Raw genomic sequence first — 23,414 nt, forward strand, 5'->3', positions numbered from 1 at the left:
GCGTACTCGATGGTGGCCGCCTCTCCCGAGGCCCCGGGCCGTCCGTACGGCGGCACGATATTGCCCGCGTTGCGCAGCTCGAATATCTCCCCGGGCCGTGCACCCGTGATGAGTGCGGGTATGACCCGGGAGTCCGAGCAGGTGATGAACAACGCCTCCGGATATTGCCCTTCGGCCAGTTTCCGGTATTCGCCGCTGTCGAAATCGACGCGCGTCCTGAACGTGCGGGCACGATCCAGCAATGCCTTCATCTCCGCCTCCTGAGCTGCGGTTTCGATCTGTGCACCCCACCGTAGACGGACGACCTACAGTGGAAGGTTAAGCAAACTGAAGAGCCCGGCCAGAAATTGAACATTCTTTGTCCGGATACCCAGACGAACGGTCATCTTGTAGCGTGTGAACTCCAGGGGCGGAGAATGCGAATTCACGCTGCCCGGATTCATGCCGGTTTCACGGAGAGACAGGACGTATGGGCCTACGAGTGCTGCTCATCGAGGACGACGAGACGATCGCCGAGCCGCTCACCGAAGGGCTGGGCCACTTCGGACTGACGGTCGATCATGTCGCCACGGGCACGGACGGGCTGAGAGGCCCGTACAACGATGTCGTCCTGCTCGACCTGGGACTGCCGGACATGGACGGCATCGACGTCTGCCGCGGCATCCGCCAGGTCTCGGACGTGCCCATCGTCATCCTCAGCGCCCGCGGCGAGGAGGCCGACCGCGTGCTGGGCCTGGAACTGGGCGCCGACGACTACCTGGCGAAACCATTCAGCGTGCGGGAACTGGTGGCCCGGGTCCGCGCGGTGACCCGCCGCACGCAACGCACCCGGCAGCCCTTCCCCGAGCCACCGGGCACACTGGGCGCGCAGGGCACACCAGCCACACCGGAGGACTCCCCTGCCACACCGTCGTACGACCCCCCGCACGACCCGGGCCCGCTCGTCGTGGACCGCCGTACCCGCCAGGTCTGGGTCGGCGACTCCCCCGTCCCGCTCACCCCCAAGGAGTTCGACCTGCTGGCGCTCCTCAGCGAGGACCCGGGCGCGGTCTACTCGCGCCAGCAGATCCTCGACCGGGTCTGGGATCCGCACTACGACGGCCCGACCAAGACGCTGGACGTCCATGTGGCCGCGCTGCGCCGCAAGCTGGGCCACCCGGCCTGGATCAGGACCCTGCGGGGCGTGGGCTTCCGGCTGGCGGTGCACACGGGGCCGAACGCCCCGCAGGTGGCCTCTCCATGACCCGTCGGCTGCTGATCAGCTACCTCACCCTCGCCGCGCTGGTGCTGCTCTGCCTGGAGATCCCGCTGGGCTTCGTCTACTCGCGCGGCGAGCGGGAGCAGGTGGTCAACGCGGCGAAGGACGAGGCCGAATCGGTCTCCGCGTACGCCGCGCTGTCCCTCGCGGCGGGGCGGGCCGAGCGGGACCTGCCCGCGCGGGTCGCGCACTGCGCGAAGCGCATCGGCGGGAAGGTCGTGGTCGTCGCCGCCTCGGGCGCGACGCTCGCCACCTCGCATCCGGTGGACACCTCGGTGTCCGGCGCCCTGGCCGACCGGCCGGGCATCGCGGCCGCGCTGCGCGGCACCTCGACGGTGGACGTGCGCACCTCCACGATCGGCGGGGTCGAGTACCTGTCGGTGGCCGCGCCGGTCGGTCCGGAGGCCCGGCCCGTGGGTGCCGTGTGGCTGACGGTGCCCACGCGGACGGTGCACGAGCGGGTCCACCACGTGTGGCTGCTGCTCGCCCTGGGCGGTCTCGCCGTGCTGACGGCCGTGGCCGTGGTCGGTTTCGCCTTCGCCCGCTGGGCCGGCCGCCCCATCCGCGAACTGGAGCAGGCGACGCACGAACTCGCGGCGGGCGGCGGCCGGTTCACCCCGGTGACGATCACGAAGGGCCCGCCGGAAGTGCTCAGTCTGGCCACCGCGTTCAACCGCACCGCGGCCCGGCTCGCCCATCTGCTCGCCTCCCAGCGGGCGTTCGCCGGCGAGGCCTCGCACCAGCTGAAGACCCCGCTCGCGGCGCTGCGGCTGCGCCTGGAGAACCTGGAGCCGGACGTCGCCGCCCGGGCCCGGGGCAGCCTCACCGCGGCCGTCACGGAGACGGACCGGCTCGCCCGGATGGTCGAGCACCTGCTGGCGATGGCCCGGCTGGAGGAGCACGCGGCGATCCCCGTCACGGTCGACCTGGGCGCGGTCTGCGCGGAACGGCACCGCACCTGGCAGCCCCTGTTCGCGCGGGAGAACGTCTCCCTCGCACTCTTCGCGGGCGGCGTCGGCCCGGTGCTGGCCGTGCCGGGAGCCGTCGAGCAGATCATGGACAACCTGCTGTCCAACGCCCTGCGGGCGTCCCCGCCCGGCAGCACCGTCACGATCGAACTGCGGATGCCGGCCCCGCCCCGGCGCGCCCTGCGCGACAACCGCCCCCGCTGGGTGGACCTGCACGTCACCGACGAGGGCCCCGGCATGACGGAGGAGCAGCGGGCCCGCGCCTTCGACCGTTTCTGGCGCGCCCCGGGCGCGCCCAAGGGCGGCTCGGGACTCGGCCTCGCCCTGGTGCAGCGCCTCGCCCACGCCAGCGGCGGCGAGGCGACCCTGCACGCGGCGGCGACGGGCGGCCTGGACGTGGTGATCCGCCTGCCGTCCGTACGACCGCCCGCCGAGGGACACGGCCCGGGCACCGACCGCCCGAGGTCCACCCGGAGACGGGAGGCCCCGGCACTGCCCGCGTGAGCCCACGAACGACGGCACACAGCATGCCGCCGCGGGGCCACGAATTGTCCATGCCCCGTCAACTCAGTCCGGTTAGCGTCCCTCTCGCCTCCCCCCACGCACAACCCTGCCGTCGACCGGCGGCAGGGCGGTACGGCACCTCTTGGAGTGAGAGTGGAACGTCGTAGCCTCCTGCGTGCGGCCGTCCTCGGCGGCACGTCGGCCGCCCTGGGCGGAACCCTGTGGCGCGGCGCCGCGTACGCGGCCCCGGCCCAGCCCGGCACCGGCCCCTACGGGCCGCTGAGCTCCCCGGACGCCAACGGCATCAGACTCCCCGCCGGCTTCACCAGCCGGGTGATCGCCCGCTCGGGCCAGCGGGTCGGGACCACGTCGTACACCTGGCACAACGCCCCGGACGGCGGCGCCTGTTACGCCGACGGCACGGGCTGGATCTATGTCTCCAACTCCGAGATCAACCCGTCGGGCGGCGCGAGCGCGGTGAGGTTCTCCTCGACCGGCGCGGTCACGGGCGCGTACCGCATCCTCTCCGGCACCCGCCAGAACTGCGCCGGCGGCAGGACGCCGTGGAACACCTGGCTGTCCTGCGAGGAGGTGGACCGGGGCTACGTCTACGAGACGGACCCCTGGGGCGCGAAGGCGGCGGTGCGCCGCGACGCCATGGGCCGCTTCAAGCACGAGGCGGCGGCGGCCGACCCGGTCCGCCAGGTCGTCTACCTGACCGAGGACGTCACCGACGGCTGCTTCTACCGCTTCCGCCCGACGACCTGGGGCGACCTGTCCTCCGGCACGCTGGAGGTCCTGGTGGCCGGCAGCGGCACCAGCGGCCCGGTCACCTGGGCCCGGGTCCCCGACCCCTCCGGCGCGACGGCCACCCGCGGCCAGGTCTCCGGCGCCAAGCACTTCAACGGCGGCGAGGGCTGCTACTACGCGAACGACACCTGCTGGTTCACCACCAAGGGCGACAACCGCGTCTGGCAGTACGACGCCGCCGCCCAGACCATCGAACTCGCCTACGACGACTCCCTGGTGACGAGCGGCACGGCCCCGCTCACCGGGGTGGACAACGTCACCGGCGCCGCCTCCGGTGACCTCTTCGTCGCCGAGGACGGCGGCAACATGGAGATCTGCGTCATCACGCCCGACGACGTGGTCGCCCCCTTCCTCCGCATCGACGGCCAGTCCGGCTCCGAGATCACGGGCCCGGCCTTCTCCCCGGACGGCACCCGCCTGTACTTCTCCAGCCAGCGCGGCACCAGTGGCAGCTCCTCGGGCGGCATCACCTACGAGGTGAAGGGCCCGTTCCGCGCATAGCCGCCCCACCGGGCTTCACGTGACCATCACAAAATGGTCACCTCTCCGCCATCCGGCGCCTCCCGGACCTACGGTCGTCCCCTCACGTGTCACCACTGGGGGGACGACCATGACCCATCCCTACACCGGCCCGAACGCCAACCCCTGTCCCGTGCCGCCCGCGCCGCAGCCCGCACGCCCGGCGCCCCGCTGGGCCAGGAAGCGCTATGTGCTGCCCGCCCTCGGCCTGGCCTGGTTCATCGGTGTCGGTATCGGCGCCTCCGGCGACACGACGGGCGATGCGAAGCCCGCGGCCGCGAAGCCGCGGCCGACCGTCACGGTCACCGCGACCACCACCGCCACCGCGACACCGCTGGCGAAGAAGCCGGAACCCGCTCCCACGGTCACCGCCACCAAGACCGTCAGAGCCACCGTCACGGTCACCGCACGACCGGCCGCGGGCGGCGGCTCCGACGACAGCGGTTCCGGCGGCTCGGGCGGCTCGGCGGACGTCTCCTACGCCAACTGCGACGCCGTCCGTGCCGCCGGTGCCGCCCCCATCCACCGTGGTGAACCCGGCTACGCCTCCCATCTGGACCGGGACAACGACGGCATCGCCTGCGACACGTGACACGAGTACACCGGTGACCATCGGCGCGCTGGGCCGTTCCACCGTTCGGGCAGCTCGTCGCGGGCTGCCCGGACGACGGAAGGAACACCACCGTGGACACGACCGTGCCCGCCACCGACGTACCGCGCGTGCTGCCGCGTGACGAGTGGGTCAGGACGCTGCCGCAGACCATCGTCGCCTCGTGCGTGCTGCTCCTCGACGCCGAGGACCGGATGCTGCTGCTGCGCTACGCCGAGGACGAGCCCGGTGCCGGACTCTGGGGGCTGCCGGGCGGCATGCTCGACCACGGGGAGGACCCGCTCGGTGCCGCGCACCGGGAGCTGCACGAGGAGACCGGCATCGCCCTGGACCGGGAGCCCCGGCTCATCGGCTACGACCACCGGGCCGACGTGAAGGGCACGGGCCCGGTGATCGACTTCTATTTCCACGGCGGTCGTCTTGCCCCCGGGCAGCCCGTCAGGCGCAGCGACGAGCACGACCAGGACGGCCTGTTCGCCCTCGCCGACCTGAACGCCCTCCCGCTGGCGACCCCGCTGCCGGCCCTCACCGCCCTGCACGAGGCCGCCCTGACCGGCACCGTCGTAACCCTGCGGGAAGGCCTGCCCCGGTGACCGGGCCGCGCCGCCTGGCGGCGGTCGTCCTGGCGTCCCTCGCGCTGTCCGTGGCCCTCCACACACCGTCGTCCCCGGTCACCACGCCCCTCACGCCGGAGCGGCTGCGGCGCGAGGCGGCCACGGCCCTGGACACCACCGGGGCGGTCAACCTGCACATCCGCGTGCGGGACGGGCGGCACACCGTCGAGGCGGGCGCGGGGGAGGCCGCCCTCGGCACCGGCCGGCCCGTGCCCGGCGGCGCGCACTTCCGGGCCGCCAGCGTCACGAAGTCGTTCGTGGCCACGACCGTGCTCCAACTGGCCGCCGAGCGGCGGCTGTCCCTGCGCGACACGGTCGAGCACTGGCTGCCCGGCCTCGTCCAGGGGCACGGCAACGACGGCAGCCGGATCACCGTCAGGCACCTGCTCCAGCACACCAGCGGCCTGTACGACTACGACACCACTGAGCTGACCGGCAGGACGGCCCAGGACTTCGAGCGGCACAGATTCGACCACATCGACCCCGCGCGGATCGTCGCCGCCGCCCTGCGGCACGCCCCGGACTTCCCCCCTGCCGACCCGGACGACCCCGAGCCCGACTGGAGCTACTCCAACACCGGTTACCTCCTGCTGGGCGCCCTCGTCGAGAAAGTGACGGGGCGGCCCTGGGCGGAGGAGGTGGAGGACCGGATCATCCGCCGGCTGGGCCTGCGCGGCACCCGCGTCCCCGGGGACGACCCGTACCTGCCGCAGCCGTACGCGCACGTCTACCACCGGTTCACCGGGTCGGACGGCTACACCGACACCACCGTCCGCACCATGGCGTGGGCCGACGCGGCCGGGTCGCTGGTCTCCACCTCCCGCGACCTGGACCGGTTCTTCACGGCCCTGCTCACCGGCCGGCTGCTGCCGCCCCGCGAACGCGCCGCGATGCGCACCACCGTCCCCGCCAACGAGGAGCACCAGCAGTTCACGCCGGGGATGCGGTACGGCCTCGGCCTGATGGAACAGCCCCTGCCGTGCGGCGGCAGCCGCTGGGGCCACCACGGGGACCTCGAAGGCACCTTCGTCAGAACGGGCTTCACCGCCGACGGCCGGCGGTCCGTGGTCGTCACGGCCGGCGGCCGGACCACCGACGAGGCCCGGCTCCTCGCCACGGAGAAGGTCCTCCAGGGGCTCATCGACCGGATGCTGTGCCGGCGGTGACACCCCCGGGCCTTTCAGGACAGCAGTTCCGCTTCCCGCACCCGGTCCTGATGGATCAGCACGTCGAAGCAGCGGCCCAGCGCGGTGTCGAACCAGTTCCGCTCTCCCGGATAGGCGGTGCCGACACTGCGCGTGGGCCGGGCTTCGGCGAGCCAGGCGCGGGCCGCTTCCGGGGCGGTCCGCAGGTCCAGGACCCAGCGGTCGTGGCGCACCCGGACGAGGGTGTGCTCGTTGCTGCCGGGCTGCGGCGGGCCGACCGTGTGGGTGAGCATGCGCGTCTCCTCCGGGTCGGTGGCCTTGAACGAGCCCCGGCCGAAGGTGAGCCCGACGCTCACGTACCCGCTGCCGAGCCGGTCGCGCAGGACCGCGCCCTGGGTCCTGGGCAGGACCTGCGGGTCCTCGGGGTCGTAGCCGACGTGGTTGTTGTGGGCGGCCAGCAGGATCCGGTGCCCGGTGTGCTCGTGCCACCAGACGACGTTGTCCGCCATGACCTCGTCCCGCCACCGCATGGCCTCGGCGACCTGCTGCGGGTCCTCGAAGTCGAAGCCGTACCCGGTGGCCGTCTGGTCGATGACCGTCGCGTGCCGCAGCACCTCGGCGAACTCCTCCCGCCCGGCCCCGCCGCGCGGCGACAGTGACTCCAGCAGCTCCCGGGCGCGTCCGGTCCGGGAGGCCATCTCCTGCCGTTCGGCGAGCGGCCGGGTCAGGTACGTCTTCTGGTACTCGCCGGAGGGGACGGCCGGCCGCAGCCCCCGGTACAGCTCCTCGAACCGCGCCACCAGATCCGGCCGGACCCGTCCCACGTACGCGGTCACCCGGTCGTACAGCTCCGGCCCGGTGTAGCCCCAGTCGTCGCCCATGAAGCGGACCGGGTCCCGCGGGTGGCGGCGGTTGTACTGCCGCATCCACTCCACCAGGGCCAGGTTCTCGGCGGTGGGGTTCAGCGCGTACGTGTACTGGAAGTCCTCGCGCATGATGCGCTCCGGGTCGCCCCTGCCGTGCACGACGTAGTCGTCGAGGCGTACTCCGGCGCTCCAGGACGTCTCCAGGGCGAAGGTGCGGAAGCCCCGGCGCTCCACCAGGTAGCGGAAGACCCGGTCCTTCAGGGTGAGGAACTCGTGCGAGCCGTGCGTCGCCTCGCCCATCCCCACCACGGCCGCGTCCCCGACCGCTCTGCCGACCGGGCGCAGATCGCTCGGGTCGCCGCCGGGTTCGGCGGTACGCAGCGGGCTCGCGGCCCGCTCCAGCACCGGCACGACCGGGTCCCGCGAAGGGCCGGGAGCGGCGGCGGCGGGGGTCGGGGCGAGGAGGATCAACGCGAGAACGAGGGGCCACGGACGCAGGCTCGGCATACCCGGATACGTGCCCCGAGCGGAACGGCCAATGCCGCGGCGGGCCCTGACATTCGCCCGAACGGGTACGCCGAAGCCCTCGCACCCGTCAGGGTCCCGTCAGTCGGCGTCCTCGATCTCGATGTCCAGGATCTCCGCAAGCCGGGACAGCCCCTCGACGGCACGCTCCTTGTGGGCGGACACGACGCGGGTGCGCTCGGCCGGTGGCAGATGCTTGTCGGCCTCGGCGAGGAGGTCCGCGTACTCACCGAGTACCTGGAGAGCCAGATTCGCGAGCTGTCCCGCGCTCCGGTGCACGGGGTCGTCCGGGTTCAGATCGGCTTCGAAGATCTCCAGTGCCTCGTCCAGGTGCGAACGACGGCCTGTGCTCAGGGTGCCCGGGGCCGGCTTGTTGTCCATGCCCGAGTGTCCCTCACAACCGGGCACGAGCCGGAAGAGCGGGGCGGCACCTCCGCACAAAAGGTGCCGCCCCGCTCTCTCCGTGCACCGGAGCCGCCGCGATCGGTGAGGGTCGGGGACCGCCGACGGCTCCGGGTTCTTCAGTGGCCCTGCACACGGGCCACGGGTCTACCGGTGGTCGCTGCCCTGCGACTGGACCGCCGCCCGGCCCGCCTCCAGCCGGGCCACCGGGATGCGGAACGGGGAGCAGGAGACGTAGTCGAGTCCCACCTCGTGGAAGAAGTGGACCGACTCCGGGTCGCCGCCGTGCTCGCCGCAGACGCCGAGCTTGAGGTCGGGGCGGGTCTCGCGGCCGGCCTTGGCGGCGAGCTTGACCAGGGAGCCGACGCCGTCCTTGTCGATCGTCTCGAACGGGGAGACGCCGAAGATGCCCTTCTCCAGGTACGCGGTGAAGAAGCTGGCCTCCACGTCGTCCCGGGAGAAGCCCCACACCGTCTGGGTCAGGTCGTTCGTGCCGAAGGAGAAGAACTGGGCGGCCTCGGCGATCTGGCCGGCGGTCAGGGCGGCGCGCGGCAGCTCGATCATCGTGCCGATGGACAGCTTGAGCTGCGTGCCCGAGGCCGCCTCGACCTCGGCGATGACCTTGTCGGCCTCCTCGCGCACGATCTCCAGCTCCTGCACCGTGCCGACGAGCGGGATCATGATCTCGGCGCGCGGGTCGCCCTTGGCGGCCTTGCGCTCGGCGGCGGCCTCGGCGATCGCCCGGACCTGCATGGTGAACAGGCCGGGGATGACCAGGCCGAGGCGCACGCCGCGCAGGCCGAGCATCGGGTTCTGCTCGTGCAGGCGGTGGACCGCCTGGAGGAGGCGCAGTTCGTTCTCGTGCGGCTCCTGGCGGGACTCCGCCAGGGCCACGCGGACCGACAGCTCGGTGATGTCGGGCAGGAACTCGTGCAGCGGCGGGTCCAGGAGGCGGACGGTGACCGGGAGGCCGTCCATCGACTCGAAGAGCTGGACGAAGTCCTGCTTCTGCAGCGGCAGCAGTTCCTTGAGGGACTCCTCGCGCTCGGCCTGGGTGTCGGCCAGGATCAGCCGCTCCACCAGCTCGCGCCGGTCGCCGAGGAACATGTGCTCGGTGCGGCACAGGCCGATGCCCTGGGCGCCGAAGCGGCGGGCGCGCAGCGCGTCCTCGGCGTTGTCCGCGTTGGCCCGCACCCGCAGGCGGCGCTTGCGGTCGGCGAACGCCATGATGCGGTGGACCGCCTCGACCAGCTCGTCGGCGTCCTCGGCACCGGCGTGCATCCGGCCCTCGAAGTACTCCACGACCGGCGACGGCACGACCGGTACCTCACCGAGGTACACCTTGCCCGAGGAGCCGTCGATGGAGACGACGTCGCCCTCCTCGACGACGTGCCCGCCCGGCACGGTCATCCGGCGGCGCTTGGTGTCGACCTCCAGCTCCTCGGCGCCGCAGACACAGGTCTTGCCCATGCCGCGCGCGACGACGGCCGCGTGGGAGGTCTTGCCGCCGCGCGAGGTCAGGATGCCCTCGGCGGCGATCATGCCGTCGAGGTCGTCGGGGTTGGTCTCGCGGCGGATCAGGATGACCTTCTCGCCGGACCGCGACCACTTGACCGCCGTGTAGGAGTCGAACACGGCCTTGCCGACCGCGGCGCCCGGCGAGGCCGCGATGCCCCGGCCGACCGTCTCGACCTTCGCGCTCTCGTCGAAGCGGGGGAACATCAACTGGGCGAGCTGGGCGCCGTTGACGCGGGTGAGCGCCTCGGCCTCGTCGATCAGACCCTGGTCCACCAGCTGGGTCGCGATCCGGAAGGCGGCGCCCGCCGTGCGCTTGCCGACGCGGGTCTGGAGCATCCACAGCACACCGCGCTCGATGGTGAACTCGATGTCGCAGAGGTCCTTGTAGTGGTTCTCCAGCGTCTCCATGATCTGCATCAGCTGGTCGTACGACTTCTTGTCGATCTGCTCCAGCTCCGCGAGCGGCACGGTGTTGCGGATGCCCGCGACCACGTCCTCGCCCTGCGCGTTCTGCAGGTAGTCGCCGTAGACGCCCTGGTGGCCGGAGGCGGGGTCGCGGGTGAACGCCACGCCCGTGCCGGAGTCGGGGCCGAGGTTGCCGAAGACCATCGAGCAGACGTTGACGGCCGTGCCGAGGTCGTGCGGGATGCGCTCCTGGCGGCGGTAGAGCTTGGCGCGGTCGGTGTTCCAGGAGTCGAAGACCGCGTGGATGGCGAGGTCCATCTGCTCGCGCGGGTCCTGCGGGAAGTCCCGGCCGGCCTCGGTCTTGACGATCTTCTTGAACTTGGTGACGAGCTTCTTGAGGTCGGCCGCCTCCAGCTCGGTGTCGACCGTGACCTTCTTGGCCGCCTTGGCCGCTTCCAGCGCGTCCTCGAAGAGCTCGCCGTCGACGCCGAGGACGGTCTTGCCGAACATCTGGATGAGGCGGCGGTAGGAGTCCCAGGCGAAGCGGTCGTCGCCGGCCTGCTTGGCCAGGCCCTGCACCGACTTGTCGGAGAGGCCGATGTTGAGGACGGTGTCCATCATGCCGGGCATGGAGAACTTGGCGCCCGAGCGCACCGACACCAGCAGCGGGTCGTCGGCCTGGCCGAGCTTCTTGCCCATGCGCTGCTCCAGCGCGTCGAGGTGCGCACTCACCTCGTCACGCAGTGCCGCCGGCTCCTCGCCGCTTTCGAGGTAGACCTTGCACGCCTCGGTGGTGATCGTGAAGCCGGGCGGCACCGGAAGGCCCAGGTTCGTCATCTCGGCGAGGTTCGCGCCCTTGCCACCGAGGAGGTCCTTGAGGTCCTTGTTGCCCTCGGTGAAGTCGTAAACGAACTTCACGCCGTCAACACTCGTACCGTGCTCAGCTACGTGGGGATCTTTGTTTTCCGACACGGGTCTCGACTCCTCGAGGACGCGGTGGCTGCCCTGACGGCGAGGAACATACCCAGATCAAAGGCTTCTGGGTACGTCCACTCGCGCGTCATACGCCTGTAACCACTCGTCCGCCAGCGGATCGAAAGTCAAGGCTCGGCAAGCGATCACAGCCGTATGTTTTCACTTCTTGAACGCACGAACCTCCTTTGAGCCCGTTGAGCGCTCATACGAGCGGCGTTCGGCACGCTTGATTTCGCTCGATGAACGATCAAAGGGTGGCACTCAGTGCCACCCTTTGGAGAAGTGCAGCCGCTCAAGATCCGCTCATCTGAGCGCAACCCTTATCAAGGGTGGCGAGAATCACGCTGCCACAGCCGACGGGATTTCACCATGCGGACGCGTCTCGGGGTCGAAATGTCCCCCTCACACACCGAGCGCGCGCAGCCGCTCCTCGACCCGCTCGGGGGCGTAGAGGTGCTCCACGACCATCGCCCCGGCCCCGACCAGCCCGGACCGCTCGCCGAGCCGTGCCGTCACGACGTCCAGGTGGGCGGTGGAGCGGGGCAGCGCCCGCTGGTAGAGCAGTTCGCGCACGCCCGTGAGGAAGGGGGTTCCGGCCAGATCCCCGGCGATCATCAGCACCCCGGGGTTGAGCAGCGTCACCACGGTCGCCAGCACGTCGCCGACCCGGCGCCCGGCCTCCCGGGCCAGGCCGACCGCGTCGGGATGCCCGGAGGCCAGCAGGTCCCGCACGTCCGAGCCGGAGGCCGCCGGCAGCCCGGCCTCCGCCAGCCGCCGCGCCACCGCGCCGCCGCTCGCGATGGCGGCCAGACAGCCGTAGGAACCGCACCGGCACAGCGTCTGGGCGCCCTCCGGCACCCGGATGTGCCCGATGTCCCCGGCGCCTCCGTCGATGCCCCGGAAGATCGTGCCGTCCACCACGACCCCGGCGCCGATGCCGGTGGAGACCTTGACCAGCACGAAGGCGGAGCAGTCGGGATAGCCGGTGCGCTGTTCGCCGTACGCCATGAGGTTGGCGTCGTTGTCCACCAGGACCGGCACGGCGGCGGCGCCCGTGTGCTCGGTGAGCGCCCGGGCCAGCCGGCTCCGTATGTCGTAGCCGTCCCAGCCGGGCATCATCGGCGGCTGGACGACGCGGCCGGTCTCGGTGTCGACCGGGCCGGGCACGGCGAGCCCGACCCCGCACACCGACTCGGCCCCGCGGCCGGTCTTCTCCAGCAGCTCGCCGAACCAGCGGCCGAGTTCGCCCAGTACGGCGTCCGGCCCGTCCTCGACGACGAGGGTGCCGGAGTGCTCGGTGAGGATCTCGCCGCTCAGCGACAGCACGGCCGCCCGCGCGTGCCGGGTGTCGAGGTCGGCGGCCAGGACCACCGCGTGCTCGTCGTCGAACTCCAGGGTGATGGAGGGGCGCCCGCCCAGCGGGGAGTCCACCGGCCCCCCGGCGCCCTCGCGCAGCCAGCCCGCGCGGAAGAGCCGGTCCAGCCGCTGCCCGACGGTGGCCCGCGACAGTCCGGTCGCCTGCTGGAGCGCACCCCGGGTCACGGCGCGGCGACTGCGCACCAGTTCGAGCAGTTCGCCGGCGCTCGCCTGGCCGGCACCTCGTCCCGTTCTGACGGGCCGTCCGGTCATGCACACCCCCTTGTGTTTCTCAACCTTGCCTTACATAGTGGGTTTTGCGTGTTAAATAGACGTAACCCCACGGTAGCCGCAGCCTAACCGGCCCGGCCGGACGTCTTACCGGAGAGCCCCGAGTGGACAGCACCGCCCAACGCGCCCCTCGTCCCCCAGGACGAACCGTTGCATACGATCCGTCCAGTGCCGCCGCGCCCCTGCACGTCAGGGCCGCCGCCGTGCTGGAGGCCGGCTGGACGGGCTCGTCCACCGTGCCCTCGCGCGGTCTGTATCCGCACCAGTGGTCGTGGGACTCGGCGTTCATCGCGATCGGCCTGCGGCACCTGTCGCCGTTACGGGCACAGACGGAGCTGGAGACGCTGCTGGCGGCCCAGTGGACGGACGGGCGGATCCCGCACATCGTCTTCAACCCCTCCGTCCCGCTCGACGCGTACTTCCCCAGCCCCGACTTCTGGCGCTCCTCGACCGCCGGGCGCGCCGCGGGCGCCCCGCGCACCGTACAGACCTCCGGGATCGTGCAGCCACCGGTCCACGCGCTGGCCGCGTGGCTGGTGCACCTCGCCGACCCCGGCCTGTCCCGGGCGCGCGGCTTCCTCACCCGGGCGTATCCCCGGCTCGCGGCCTGGCACCGGTATCTGCTGCACCGGCGCGACCTGGGCGGAGGCGGACTGGTGTCCGTCGTGCACCCCTGGGAACAGGGTATGGACAACAGCCCCTGCTGGGACCTCCCGCTCTCCCGGGTCGCTCCGGCCCCGGCCCGCTCCTTCCGCCGCGCCGACCTCGCCCACGGCTCCCCCGAGGACCGGCCGACGGATCTGGACTACGGGCGGTACGTACGGCTGGCCGGCGACTACCGGGACCGCGGATACGCCGACGGACCGGGTGATTTCGCCGTGGAGGACCCGGCGTTCAACGCCCTGCTCATCGCCTCCGAATACGCCCTGGCCCGGATCGCCCGCGAGCTGGGCGCGGCGGCCTCGGCCCGGCAGGACCGCGCCGAGCGGCTCACCGCCGCCCTGGTGGAGCGGCTGTGGGAGCCGTCGGCCGGGATGTTCCTGTGCCGGGACGTGCGCGCCGGGGAGCTGATCCCCGAGCGCGGTGTCTCCGGGCTCGTCCCGCTGCTGCTGCCGGCCCTGCCGCGCGACCTCACGGCCACCCTGGTGCGCACCCTGAGCGGCCCGCACTTCGGGCTCGGCGGCACGACCCGGCTGGTGCCCAGCTACGACCTGCTCGGCGAGGCCTTCGACCCGCACCGCTACTGGCGCGGCCCGGCCTGGTTCAACACCAGCTGGCTGCTGGAGCGCGGGCTGCGGCTGCACGGCGAGCGCGGCCGGGCCGACGCCCTGCGCCGGGGGATCCTGCACACCGCGGGCGCCTCCGACTTCGCGGAGTACGTGGACCCGTACACCGCACAGGCCTGCGGCGCCACCGGCTTCGGCTGGACCGCCGCGCTCACGCTCGACCTGCTGCACGACCGGCCCGCAGGCGACAGGAACGGCGTCACGGCGATCAAGGGAGGGGACCGGGGATGACGGACCGGCATCATCTGCTCGTGCACGGCGGGACGTTCGCCGCCGTCGGCGACCGCGGCGACATCAGCGGCTACCGGGGCGGCAGCGCCCCGGACGGAATGTTCGTACGGGACGCGCGGCACCTGAGCCGGTGGCAGCTCACCGTCGACGGGGCCGTGCCCGACACGCTGACGCCGGTGGCCGACGGGGACACCGCGGCTTGCGTCCTCGTCCCGCGCGGCGGGCGCGACGAGCCGCCCGCGTACACGCTCTTCCGCGAACAGGCCGTCGGGGACGCCTCGTTCGTGGAGTCGCTGCGGGTCACCAGCAACCGTCCGGTGCCGACGACGGTCCGCCTCGCGGTCACCGCCGACGCCGACTTCACCGACCAGTTCGAGCTGCGCGCCGACCACCGCACCTACACGAAAGCGGGTGCCGTCCGCTCCCGCCAGGTCCTCGGGCACGGCGTGGAGTTCAGCTACCGGCGCGGCGAGTGGCGGTCGGTCACGACGGTGACGGCCGAGCCCCAGCCGGACGCCGTGGAGGAGACCGGCACCGGCGCCCGCCGCCTGGTGTGGACCCTGGACCTGGAACCGCACGGCACGGCCGAGCTGGTCCTGCGCGTCATGGCCCGCCCGCACGGAGACAAGCGCGCCCTGCGCGTGCCCCGCTCCCCCGCCGCCCTGAAGGAACAGCTCCTGGACCGGGAGGGCCGGTTCATGGAGGGCGTGGCCCTGCCGGCCGGCTGGCCGGAGCTGTCCGCGGCCTGCGCCCGGGGCCTCGCCGACCTGGCCGCGCTCCAGGTCCCGGCGAAGGGCCCGGACGGCGAGGAACTGCGCGTCCCGGCCGCCGGTGCGCCCTGGTTCCTGACCCTGCTGGGCCGGGACGCCCTGCTGACCTCGCTGTTCGCCCTGCCCTACCGGCCCCGGCTGGCCGCCGCCACGCTGCCCGCGCTCGCCGCCACCCAGGCCACGGACGCCGGTGCCAGCGAGGTCGCCCAGCCCGGGAAGATCGTGCACGAGGTGCGGCACGGCGAACTGGCGCACTTCGGCCAGGTCCCCTACCGCCGCTACTACGGCTCGGTCGACGCCACACCCCTGTTCCTCGTCCTGCTCGGGGCGTACACCGAGCAGACCGGCGAGACCGGCCCGGCCCGCCGTCTGGAGCCGCACGCCCGGGCGGCGGTCGGCTGGATGCTGGACCACGGCGGCCTGACCTCGCGCGGCTATCTCGTCTACCGCGCCGACCAGGGCGGCCTCGCCAACCAGAACTGGAAGGACTCCCCCGGCGCCATCTGCTCCGCCGAGGGCACCCGGCCCAACGGCCCGGTGACGGCCGCGGGCGCCCAGGGCTACGCGTACGACGCGCTGCGCCGCACGGCGTGGCTGGCGCGCACGGTGTGGCAGGACACGACGTACGCGGACCTGCTGGAGCAGGCGGCCGGCGATCTGCGCGACCGTTTCCAGCGGGACTTCTGGATGCCGGAGCACTCCTTCCCGGCCCTCGCGCTCGACGGCCGGGGCAAGCAGGTCGACGCGCTCGCCTCCGACGCCGGGCATCTGCTGTGGTCGGGCCTGCTGGACAAGGAGTACGGCGAACAGGTCGGCCGGCGCCTGCTGGAGCCGGACTTCTTCTCCGGCTGGGGCGTGCGCACCCTGGCCGCCGGCCAGCCCGCCTACCACCCGCTCTCCTACCACCGCGGCTCGGTCTGGCCGCACGACAACGCGCTGATCGCGCTGGGCCTGGCCCGCTACGGGCTGCACGACGAGGCCCGCGCGATCGCCCGCGGCCTGGTCGACGCGGCGAGCGCGACCGGCCACCGGCTGCCGGAGGTCCTCGCGGGCTACGGCCGCGACACCCACCCCGAGCCGGTGCCGTACCCGCACGCGTGCGTCCGTGAATCCCGGTCGGCGTCGGCCCCGTTGGCACTGCTCACGGCGGTCGGCGGCGCCTGAGAGCCGGCCGGCGGGCCGGTTGGCCGGCCGTTTGCCCGGTGTTTGCCGAGCGCTGGCCCGGTGGGCTGAACACACCTGGTGGGCGCCCCGTACGGAACGGCGGCGGACCCGTACCCCCACGCGGGTCCGCCACCTCGCCGGGTTTCGTACGGGAAGGACCTTCGGGTGCCTGTCTTCACACGCTTCCGCCAGTCAGCGCAGCCGGACATCCCGGGGGACGAGTCCGGGACGGAGCGTGAGGAGAGGGCGGAGGTCGTCACCGCGGAGGTGGAGACTCCCGCCCTCCGGTCCCGGCTCGCTCACCTCCGCGCCTGGCGCACCCGTCACCCCCGGGCCGCCCGCGCCCTCCGCCTGACCACCACCGCCCTCGCCGCCGTCCTGGTGCTCGGGGCCCTGCTCCTGCCCAACACCCTCCCCGCCGTCGAGCCGGACCGTTTCGCGCGGATCCCGGCGGAGGCGGTCGTCGGGGCCGTCGTGATGCTGGTGCTGCCCCGCCGGCCCCGGCTGGTGGCGGCCGTGCTGTACGGGCTCGGTCTCACCGCGCTGACCACGGTGAACCTGCTCGACATGGGGTTCAACGAGTACCTGGGCCGGGGCTTCAACGCCGCGCTGGACTGGGACCTGCTCCCGGACGCGCAGGCGTACGTCGAGGACACGCTGGGCGGGGGCGTCGCGACCGCCGCCGCCGTCGGCGCGGTCGTGCTCGTCCTGCTCGTGGCGGCCGTCATGGTCGCGGCGACGATCCGGCTCAGCGACGTGCTGGCCCGCCACCGGCCCCGGGCGACCAAGGGCGCCCTGCTCGCCGGCACGGTCTGGGTCACCTGCTCCGCGCTGGGCCTGACGCTGTTCGGCGGTCCGATCGCCTCCGAGCGCGGGGCCGGGGCCCTGCGGGTGCACGCGCAGCGGACGGTGGAGTCGCTGCGGGACGAGGCGGCGTTCGTGCGGCAGTCGAAGGCGGACACCTTCGGCAACACCCCGCCCGGCCAGCTCCTCCCCGACCTGCGCGGCAAGGACGTGATCTTCACGTTCATCGAGAGCTACGGCCGCAGCGCCGTCGAGGACCCGATCATGGCCCCCGGCGTCGACCGGACCCTCGACACGAGCACCGAGGCCCTGGCGAAGGCCGGCTTCCACGCCCGCAGCGGCTGGCTGACCTCGGCGACCTACGGCGGCAGCAGCTGGCTCGGCCACTCCACGACCATGTCCGGCCTGTGGATCGACAACCAGCGCCGCTACCGCACGGTCACCGCGGGGGATCACCTCACCCTCACCAAGGCCTTCCAGAAGACCGGCGCCTGGGACACGGTCGGTGTGATGCCGGGCGTGCAGAAGGGCTGGCCGGAGGAGAAGTGGTACGGCCTCGACAAGCTCTACGACGCCTTCGACCTGGGCTACAAGGGCCCGAAGTTCAGCTGGTCGACGATGCCCGACCAGTACGCGCTGGAGGCGTTCCAGCGGCGGGTGCACGGCAAGAAGCGCGACAAGCCGCTGATGTCGTTCGTCATCCTGACCTCCAGCCACCAGCCGTGGGCACCCATCCCGAAGACGGTCGGCTGGGACGAACTGGGCGACGGCTCCGTCTTCGACGCCATCCAGAAGTCCGGCAAGAAGGCCGCCGACATCATCACCGACACCACCCAGTCCCGGCAGGAGTACGGCAAGTCCATCCAGTACTCGGTCACCAGCCTCACCCAGTGGCTGGAGCGCTACGGCACCGACGACACCGTCCTGGTCTTCCTCGGCGACCACCAGCCCATCGCCCGGGTCAGCGGCAACCGCGCCAGCCGGGACGTGCCGGTGTCGATCGTCGCGAAGGATCCGAAGGTCCTCGACAAGGTCGCCGACTGGAACTGGACGGAAGGCCTCAAGCCCGACCGTGACGCCCCCGTCTGGAAGATGAGCGCGTTCCGCGACCGCTTCCTCACGGCGTTCGGCTCCACACCGCACCCCTCGGGGGGCTGATCAGCCGCCGGAGGTGTCCAGCTCCGCGTCCTCGCCGATGCCCGCGCAGTCGTACGGGTCCTTGAGCCAGCCGTCCGGCAGCACCACCCGGTTGTTGCCGGACGTACGGCCCCGGGGCCCGTCGGCGCCGGCGGGCCAGGGCTGGTCGAGGTCCAGCTCGTCGAGGCCGGCCCGCAGCTCTTCGAGCGACGAGGTGATCGCGAGCCGCTTGCGCATCTCGGAGCCGACCGCGAAGCCCTTGAGGTACCAGGCGACGTGCTTGCGGAAGTCGATCACGCCGCGCGACTCGTCCCCGATCCACTCGCCGAGCAGCGTGGCGTGCCGGACCATGACGTCGGCGACTTCCCGGAGTGTGGGTCGTGCGATGTCCTGGGAGCGCCCCTCGAAAGCCGCGACGAGATCCGCGAACAGCCAGGGCCGCCCGAGGCACCCGCGCCCCACGACCACTCCGTCGCAGCCGGTCTCCCGCACCATCCGCAGGGCGTCCTCGGCCGACCAGATGTCGCCGTTGCCGAGCACGGGGATCTCCGGCACGTGCTCCTTCAGCCGGGCGATGGCGTCCCAGTCGGCGGTGCCGCCGTAGTGCTGGGCGGCAGTGCGGCCGTGCAGCGCGATGGCGGTGACGCCCTCCTCGACGGCGATCCGGCCGGCGTCGAGGAAGGTGATGTGGTCGTCGTCGATGCCCTTGCGCATCTTCATCGTGACCGGCAGGTCGCCGGCACCGCTGACCGCCTCGCGCAGGATGGCCCGCAGCAGGTTCCGCTTGTACGGGAGCGCGGATCCGCCGCCCTTGCGGGTCACCTTCGGCACCGGGCAGCCGAAGTTGAGGTCGATGTGGTCGGCGAGGTCCTCTTCCGCGATCATGCGGACGGCCTTGCCGACGGTCGCCGGGTCCACGCCGTACAGCTGGATGGACCGGGGGCGCTCACTCGCGTCGAAGTGAATGAGCTGCATGGTCTTCTCGTTGCGCTCGACCAGCGCCCTGGTGGTGATCATCTCGCTGACGAACAGGCCCTTGCCGCCGCTGAACTCTCTGCACAGGGTGCGGAACGGCGCGTTGGTGATCCCGGCCATGGGGGCCAGGACGACGGGGGGCTGGACGGTGTGCGGACCGATCTGCAGGGGCGTGGACATTCCTCCATTGTGCCGTGCAATGAGATGGCAAAAGTCGTTAGTTAGCCACACTATCGAAATCGGCGTACGATGGCGCCCATGCCTGAGCTCAGCCCCCGCCGCCGCATGCTGGTGCTCGCGATCTGCTGCATGAGCCTGCTGATCGTGAGCCTGGACAACACGGTCCTGAACGTGGCCCTGCCGTCGATGCAGCAGGATCTGCACGCGAGTACGTCCGGCCTCCAGTGGACGATCGACGCCTACACCCTGGTCCTGGCCTCGCTGCTGATGCTCGCGGGCTCCACGGCCGACCGGATCGGCCGCAAGCGGGTCTTCATGGCGGGCCTGGTGGTCTTCACCCTCGGCTCGGTGCTGTGCTCCCTGGCGCCGAATCTCGAAGCGCTGGTCGCCTTCCGGATGGTGCAGGCCGTGGGCGGCTCGATGCTGAACCCGGTCGCCATGTCGATCATCACCAACACCTTCACCGACCCGCGCGAGCGGGCCCGGGCGATCGGCGTGTGGGGCGCGGTCGTCGGTATATCGATGGCCGCCGGCCCGCTGGTCGGCGGCCTCCTGGTCGAGTCGGTCGGCTGGCGCTCGATCTTCTGGATCAACCTGCCGGTGGGCCTGGTGGCCCTGCTCCTCACCCTGCGCTTCGTCCCCGAGTCCCGCGCACCGAGGGCCCGCCGCCCGGACCCGGTCGGGCAGCTCCTGGTGATCGCGCTGTTCGGCACGCTCACGTACGCGATCATCGAGGCGCCGAGCACGCCGTTCACCTCCACGGCCCTGCCGGCCGCTGTCGCCCTGGCCGCGCTGACCGGACTGCTGTGGTACGAACCGCGCCGCGCGCAGCCGCTGATCGACCTGCGCTTCTTCCGCTCGGCGCCGTTCAGCGGAGCCACGGTCATCGCGATCAGCGCGTTCGCCGCACTCGGCGGCTTCCTGTTCCTGTCCACGCTGTACCTGCAGAACGTCCGCGGCCTGAACGCCCTGGAGGCGGGTCTGTGGATGCTGCCGATGGCGGCCCCGACCTTCCTGTGCGCCCCGCTCTCCGGCCGTCTGGTCGGCAGCCGGGGCCCGCGTGTGCCGCTGCTGATCGCGGGCTGCGCGATGACGGTCAGCGGCATCCTCTTCGCCGCGTTCGAGGCCGAGACCTCGAACGCCACCCTCGTCGCGGGGTACGTCCTGTTCGGCATCGGCTTCGGCTTCGTCAACGCGCCGATCACCAACACGGCGGTCTCCGGCATGCCGCGCGCCCAGGCGGGCGTCGCCGCGGCCGTCGCCTCGACGAGCCGTCAGCTCGGCCAGACGCTCGGCGTCGCGGTGGTGGGCGCGGTGCTCGCCTCCGGCGTGGGTGCGTCCCCGTACCGCGAGATGTTCGTGCCGGCCGCGCGGCCGGGCTGGTGGATCATCGCGGCGTGCGGGTTCGCGGTGCTGGTGCTGGGGGCCGTGAGCAGTGGGCGGTGGGCTCGGGGGACCGCCGAGCGGACGGCCGAGAGGCTGGAGGCGGCGGAGGTGCGGGATGTGGTGGCAGCTGCGGAGCGTGCCTAGCCGCGGGTGAGTTGGGGCCGGGCGCGCAGTTCCCCGCGCCCCTGGCGGTCGGTCTCTCTGCTCAGCGCTATGGCTTGCAGCCTCTCCAGGCGCTCTCGCGAGTCCTGGTCCGCCGGGACGTACGTGACGATCCGCGGGCCCGTCCCCGGCGTCAGCCAGAAGTCCGCGTGGTCGACGGTGATGCGGCCGACGTGGCGGTTGAGGAACTCCTTGCGCTTGGTGCGGTGGGCGACGACCTCATGGCGGTCCCAGGCCGCGCGGAAGGCGGGAGACTCCGTGCGCAGGCGCTTCAGGAGCATCGTCCAGGCGGGCTCGGCGAGATGGCCGGCCATCGCGGCCCGGAAGCGCGCGGCCATCAGCCGCTGCGTCTCCTCCAGGTGCACGATCGACGACTGCCACTCGGCGTGCGTGTAGGACAGGACCATGCAGTTGCGGTCCTCGGGCGGCACCGCGTCCAGGTCGCACAGCAGCAGCCCGTACGTGCGGTTGTGGGCGAGGATGTCGTACCGGCTGTTCTGCAGGCACGCCGGGAACGGCTCGACCTGCTCCAGCAGCGCCCGCATCGCCGGCGTGACCGACGGGCACGTGGTCGCCGGCGTCGGGTCGGCGGCCCCGGCCAGCCGGAAGAGGTGGGCGCGCTCGCTGGGGTCGAGCAGCAGCGCGCGGGCCAGCGCGTCGAGGACCTGGACGGAGACCTGGATGTCCCGGGCCTGCTCCAGCCACGTGTACCAGGTGACGCCCACCGCGGAGAGCTGGGCGACCTCCTCGCGGCGCAGCCCGGGCGTACGGCGCCGGCGGCCGCGGGGCAGGCCGACCTGCTCGGGGGCGATCCGCTCCCGGCGGCTGCGCAGGAACGCCGCCAGTTCGTGCCGCCGGACGTCCGCGTCGCCGGACGCCTCGGGCGGGTGGGCCGCTGTCTCCTGGGCCATGGTCGTCATACCCTTCAGCCTGCCGCCTCCCGGACCCTGTTTCCAGGTGGTGTCACTACCAGGATAAGGACACTCTGGTACCAGTCTGGGCGCCGCCGCAGGCTGATGACGTGACCACGGAATCCCTCACTTCACGTCCCGTCCGCTCCCCCGCCGCCCCGGCTCCCGTGCTCGGCGGGCTCGGACTGTTCACGGTGCTGCTGGCCGCGGCACTCCCGCTCATCGACTTCTTCATCGTGAACGTCGCCCTGCCCACCATCGGCGCCGACCTCGCCGCGAGCGAGTCGGTCCTCGAACTTGTCGTCGCCGGCTACGGGGTGTCGTACGCCGTCCTGCTGGTCCTCGGCGGACGGCTCGGTGACCTGTTCGGCCGGCGGCGGCTGTTCCTCGTCGGCATGGCCGCCTTCGGGCTGACCTCGCTGGCGTGCGGACTGGCGCCCGGCGCCTGGTCGCTGGTCGCGGCCCGGGTCGCACAGGGCGCGTCGGCCGCCGCGATGCTGCCGCAGGTGCTGGCCACCATCCAGGCGACCACGACCGGCCCCCGGCGGGCGAAGGCCATGGGCCTGTACGGCGCCACCGCCGGGCTGTCCATGGTGGCCGGGCAGATCCTCGGCGGGGTCCTGGTGGCCGCCGACATCGCGGGGACCGGCTGGCGGTCGGTGTTCCTCGTCAACGTGCCGGTCGTCCTCGCCGGGCTGGTCCTGGCCGCCCGCGCGGTCCCCGAGACCCGCTCCACGCGCCCGGAGCCGGTCGACGTCCCGGGCACGGTCCTGCTGGCGGCCTCGCTCCTCACGCTGCTCGTCCCGCTCACCGAGGGCCGGGCGGCGGGCTGGCCGCTGTGGACCTGGCTGTCGCTGGTGGCTTTCCCGTTCGCGGCGGCGGCGTTCTTCCTGGTGGAGCGGCGGGCCGACCGCGAGGGCCGGACGCCGCTGGTGCCGCCGAGTCTGTTCGCGCTCGTCTCCCTGCGCCGCGGGCTGCTGCTGGTGCTGCCGTTCTCGATCGGCTTCAGCGGCTTCATGTTCGTGATCGCGGTGGCGTTGCAGCAGGGCGCCGGCCTCGACCCGGTCGCCGCGGGCCTGGCGCTCGCGCCGCTGGCGGTGGTGTTCTTCGTCTTCTCGCTGCTGGGCCCGCGGCTGGTCACCCGGTACGGCACGCGGGTGGTGACGGCGGGCGCCGCGCTCCAGGGCCTGGGCCTGGCGCTGATGGCACTGGCCGCCTGGCGCTTCTGGCCGCACCTCGGCTTCGTCGAGCTGCTCCCGGGGGCGGCGGTCGCGGGCGCGGGGCAGGCGCTGCAACTCCCCGTCATCTACCGGGTCATCCTCTCCGAGGTGCCGGCCGCCCGCGCCGGTGTCGGCAGCGGCGTGATGATCACCACTCAGCAGTCGGCGCTGGCCCTCGGGGTGGCGACCCTGGGCACGCTGTTCCTGTCCCTGGTCCCGGGGATGGGCATGCGGGACGCCCTGGTCACGACGCTGCTGGTGCAGCTCGCCGGAGTGGTGCTGACCGGCCTGCTGAGTCTCCGGCTGCCGCGCACGGTCGCTTGAGGTATCTCACGGCCTGATAACTCGCGTCCGGGAAAACCCTGTTGATGTTGGTCTTGCAGCACACTCCTTGCTGCGAGCGGACCGGATCCGCCGGATTC

18 protein-coding genes are annotated in these 23,414 nt (G+C 72.4%); 11 read left to right on the plus strand and 7 right to left on the minus strand.

Features of this window, described 5'->3' with window-relative positions:
• The coding region (locus CCL05_RS45870; protein WP_279629921.1) for a carbonic anhydrase at window positions 1-251 on the minus strand (251 nt) is incomplete at its 3' end.
• A 218-nt stretch (window positions 252-469) separates the two neighbouring features.
• On the opposite strand from CCL05_RS45870, the gene CCL05_RS03735 reads away from it, so the two are divergent.
• The 6 genes from CCL05_RS03735 to CCL05_RS03760 all read left to right on the plus strand — a co-directional run bounded on the left by CCL05_RS03735 (window position 470) and on the right by CCL05_RS03760 (window position 6,449).
• Window positions 470-1,243 (plus strand): response regulator transcription factor, encoded by a 774-nt coding sequence (locus CCL05_RS03735; RefSeq protein ID WP_086559042.1) that lies wholly within the window; start codon window positions 470-472, stop codon window positions 1,241-1,243.
• Window positions 1,240-2,730, plus strand: a complete 1,491-nt coding sequence (locus CCL05_RS03740) for a sensor histidine kinase (RefSeq protein ID WP_086559043.1) — start codon at window positions 1,240-1,242, stop codon at window positions 2,728-2,730. The genes CCL05_RS03735 and CCL05_RS03740 overlap by 4 nt, the downstream gene beginning before the upstream one ends.
• 153 nt (window positions 2,731-2,883) lie before the next feature.
• Window positions 2,884-4,041 (plus strand): alkaline phosphatase PhoX, encoded by a 1,158-nt coding sequence (locus tag CCL05_RS03745; RefSeq protein WP_086559044.1) that lies wholly within the window; start codon window positions 2,884-2,886, stop codon window positions 4,039-4,041.
• 109 nt (window positions 4,042-4,150) lie between these two features.
• The gene (locus CCL05_RS03750; protein ID WP_086559045.1) at window positions 4,151-4,651 is read left to right on the plus strand and encodes an excalibur calcium-binding domain-containing protein; all 501 of its coding nucleotides are present in this window, start codon (window positions 4,151-4,153) and stop codon (window positions 4,649-4,651) included.
• 92 nt (window positions 4,652-4,743) lie between these two features.
• The gene (locus tag CCL05_RS03755; RefSeq protein ID WP_086559046.1) at window positions 4,744-5,262 is read left to right on the plus strand and encodes an NUDIX hydrolase; all 519 of its coding nucleotides are present in this window, start codon (window positions 4,744-4,746) and stop codon (window positions 5,260-5,262) included.
• Complete coding sequence (locus CCL05_RS03760) at window positions 5,259-6,449, plus strand: serine hydrolase domain-containing protein (RefSeq protein ID WP_244204147.1); 1,191 nt, start codon at window positions 5,259-5,261, stop codon at window positions 6,447-6,449. Before CCL05_RS03755 ends, CCL05_RS03760 begins: the two co-directional genes overlap by 4 nt.
• A 14-nt stretch (window positions 6,450-6,463) precedes the next feature.
• On the opposite strand, the gene CCL05_RS03765 is transcribed toward CCL05_RS03760, so the two are convergent.
• From CCL05_RS03765 to CCL05_RS03780, 4 genes are all read right to left on the minus strand, one after another.
• Window positions 6,464-7,801 carry an erythromycin esterase family protein gene (locus CCL05_RS03765; protein WP_086559047.1) on the minus strand — a complete coding sequence of 446 codons (1,338 nt, stop codon included), beginning with the start codon at window positions 7,799-7,801 and terminating at the stop codon, window positions 6,464-6,466.
• A 99-nt stretch (window positions 7,802-7,900) separates the two neighbouring features.
• On the minus strand, window positions 7,901-8,200 hold the full coding sequence (locus CCL05_RS03770; RefSeq protein ID WP_086559048.1) for a hypothetical protein: 300 nt from the start codon (window positions 8,198-8,200) through the stop codon (window positions 7,901-7,903).
• Window positions 8,201-8,368: 168 nt separating this feature from the next.
• The gene (ppdK, locus tag CCL05_RS03775; RefSeq protein ID WP_086559049.1) at window positions 8,369-11,116 is read right to left on the minus strand and encodes a pyruvate, phosphate dikinase; all 2,748 of its coding nucleotides are present in this window, start codon (window positions 11,114-11,116) and stop codon (window positions 8,369-8,371) included.
• A gap of 405 nt (window positions 11,117-11,521) precedes the next feature.
• Window positions 11,522-12,748, minus strand: a complete 1,227-nt coding sequence (locus CCL05_RS03780) for an ROK family transcriptional regulator (RefSeq protein ID WP_208641350.1) — start codon at window positions 12,746-12,748, stop codon at window positions 11,522-11,524.
• A 122-nt stretch (window positions 12,749-12,870) separates the two neighbouring features.
• On the opposite strand from CCL05_RS03780, the gene CCL05_RS03785 reads away from it, so the two are divergent.
• The 3 genes from CCL05_RS03785 (at window position 12,871) to CCL05_RS03795 (ending at window position 18,179) form a co-directional block, all read left to right on the plus strand.
• Window positions 12,871-14,283: an MGH1-like glycoside hydrolase domain-containing protein gene (locus CCL05_RS03785; RefSeq protein WP_425275887.1), complete on the plus strand. Its 1,413-nt coding sequence runs from the start codon at window positions 12,871-12,873 to the stop codon at window positions 14,281-14,283.
• Window positions 14,280-16,217, plus strand: coding sequence for an amylo-alpha-1,6-glucosidase (locus CCL05_RS03790; protein ID WP_086559052.1), 1,938 nt, complete (start codon window positions 14,280-14,282; stop codon window positions 16,215-16,217). The genes CCL05_RS03785 and CCL05_RS03790 overlap by 4 nt, the downstream gene beginning before the upstream one ends.
• A 165-nt stretch (window positions 16,218-16,382) precedes the next feature.
• The gene (locus tag CCL05_RS03795; RefSeq protein ID WP_086559053.1) at window positions 16,383-18,179 is read left to right on the plus strand and encodes a sulfatase-like hydrolase/transferase; all 1,797 of its coding nucleotides are present in this window, start codon (window positions 16,383-16,385) and stop codon (window positions 18,177-18,179) included.
• On the opposite strand, the gene dusB is transcribed toward CCL05_RS03795, so the two are convergent.
• A complete protein-coding gene (gene dusB / locus CCL05_RS03800) occupies window positions 18,180-19,313 on the minus strand; it encodes a tRNA dihydrouridine synthase DusB (RefSeq protein WP_086559054.1) in 1,134 nt (377 codons plus the stop codon).
• A gap of 78 nt (window positions 19,314-19,391) precedes the next feature.
• Between dusB and CCL05_RS03805 the strand changes: the two genes are divergently transcribed.
• On the plus strand, window positions 19,392-20,843 hold the full coding sequence (locus tag CCL05_RS03805; protein WP_086559055.1) for an MFS transporter: 1,452 nt from the start codon (window positions 19,392-19,394) through the stop codon (window positions 20,841-20,843).
• Here the strand turns inward: CCL05_RS03805 and CCL05_RS03810 are convergent.
• On the minus strand, window positions 20,840-21,781 hold the full coding sequence (locus CCL05_RS03810) for an MmyB family transcriptional regulator (RefSeq protein WP_208641351.1): 942 nt from the start codon (window positions 21,779-21,781) through the stop codon (window positions 20,840-20,842). The two genes, CCL05_RS03805 and CCL05_RS03810, sit on opposite strands and share 4 nt — an antisense overlap.
• A 101-nt stretch (window positions 21,782-21,882) precedes the next feature.
• On the opposite strand from CCL05_RS03810, the gene CCL05_RS03815 reads away from it, so the two are divergent.
• Complete coding sequence (locus CCL05_RS03815) at window positions 21,883-23,316, plus strand: MFS transporter (protein WP_086559056.1); 1,434 nt, start codon at window positions 21,883-21,885, stop codon at window positions 23,314-23,316.
• Window positions 23,317-23,414: the final 98 nt, after the last annotated feature.

Origin of the sequence: Streptomyces africanus, from assembly GCF_002150735.1 — a bacterium.
Classification (GTDB): domain Bacteria; phylum Actinomycetota; class Actinomycetes; order Streptomycetales; family Streptomycetaceae; genus Streptomyces; species Streptomyces africanus.

What these genes read in the sequence shown, in the direction of transcription:
- CCL05_RS03740 (WP_086559043.1), top strand. Translation starts at nt 1,240, where the DNA reads ATGACCCGTCGGCTGCTGATCAGCTACCTCACCCTCGCCGCGCTGGTG.
- CCL05_RS03765 (WP_086559047.1), bottom strand. Translation starts at nt 7,801, where the DNA reads ATGCCGAGCCTGCGTCCGTGGCCCCTCGTTCTCGCGTTGATCCTCCTC.
- CCL05_RS03735 (WP_086559042.1), top strand. Translation starts at nt 470, where the DNA reads ATGGGCCTACGAGTGCTGCTCATCGAGGACGACGAGACGATCGCCGAG.
- CCL05_RS03750 (WP_086559045.1), top strand. Translation starts at nt 4,151, where the DNA reads ATGACCCATCCCTACACCGGCCCGAACGCCAACCCCTGTCCCGTGCCG.
- CCL05_RS03810 (WP_208641351.1), bottom strand. Translation starts at nt 21,781, where the DNA reads ATGACGACCATGGCCCAGGAGACAGCGGCCCACCCGCCCGAGGCGTCC.
- CCL05_RS03805 (WP_086559055.1), top strand. Translation starts at nt 19,392, where the DNA reads ATGCCTGAGCTCAGCCCCCGCCGCCGCATGCTGGTGCTCGCGATCTGC.
- CCL05_RS03780 (WP_208641350.1), bottom strand. Translation starts at nt 12,748, where the DNA reads ATGACCGGACGGCCCGTCAGAACGGGACGAGGTGCCGGCCAGGCGAGC.
- CCL05_RS03790 (WP_086559052.1), top strand. Translation starts at nt 14,280, where the DNA reads ATGACGGACCGGCATCATCTGCTCGTGCACGGCGGGACGTTCGCCGCC.
- dusB (WP_086559054.1), bottom strand. Translation starts at nt 19,313, where the DNA reads ATGTCCACGCCCCTGCAGATCGGTCCGCACACCGTCCAGCCCCCCGTC.
- CCL05_RS03770 (WP_086559048.1), bottom strand. Translation starts at nt 8,200, where the DNA reads ATGGACAACAAGCCGGCCCCGGGCACCCTGAGCACAGGCCGTCGTTCG.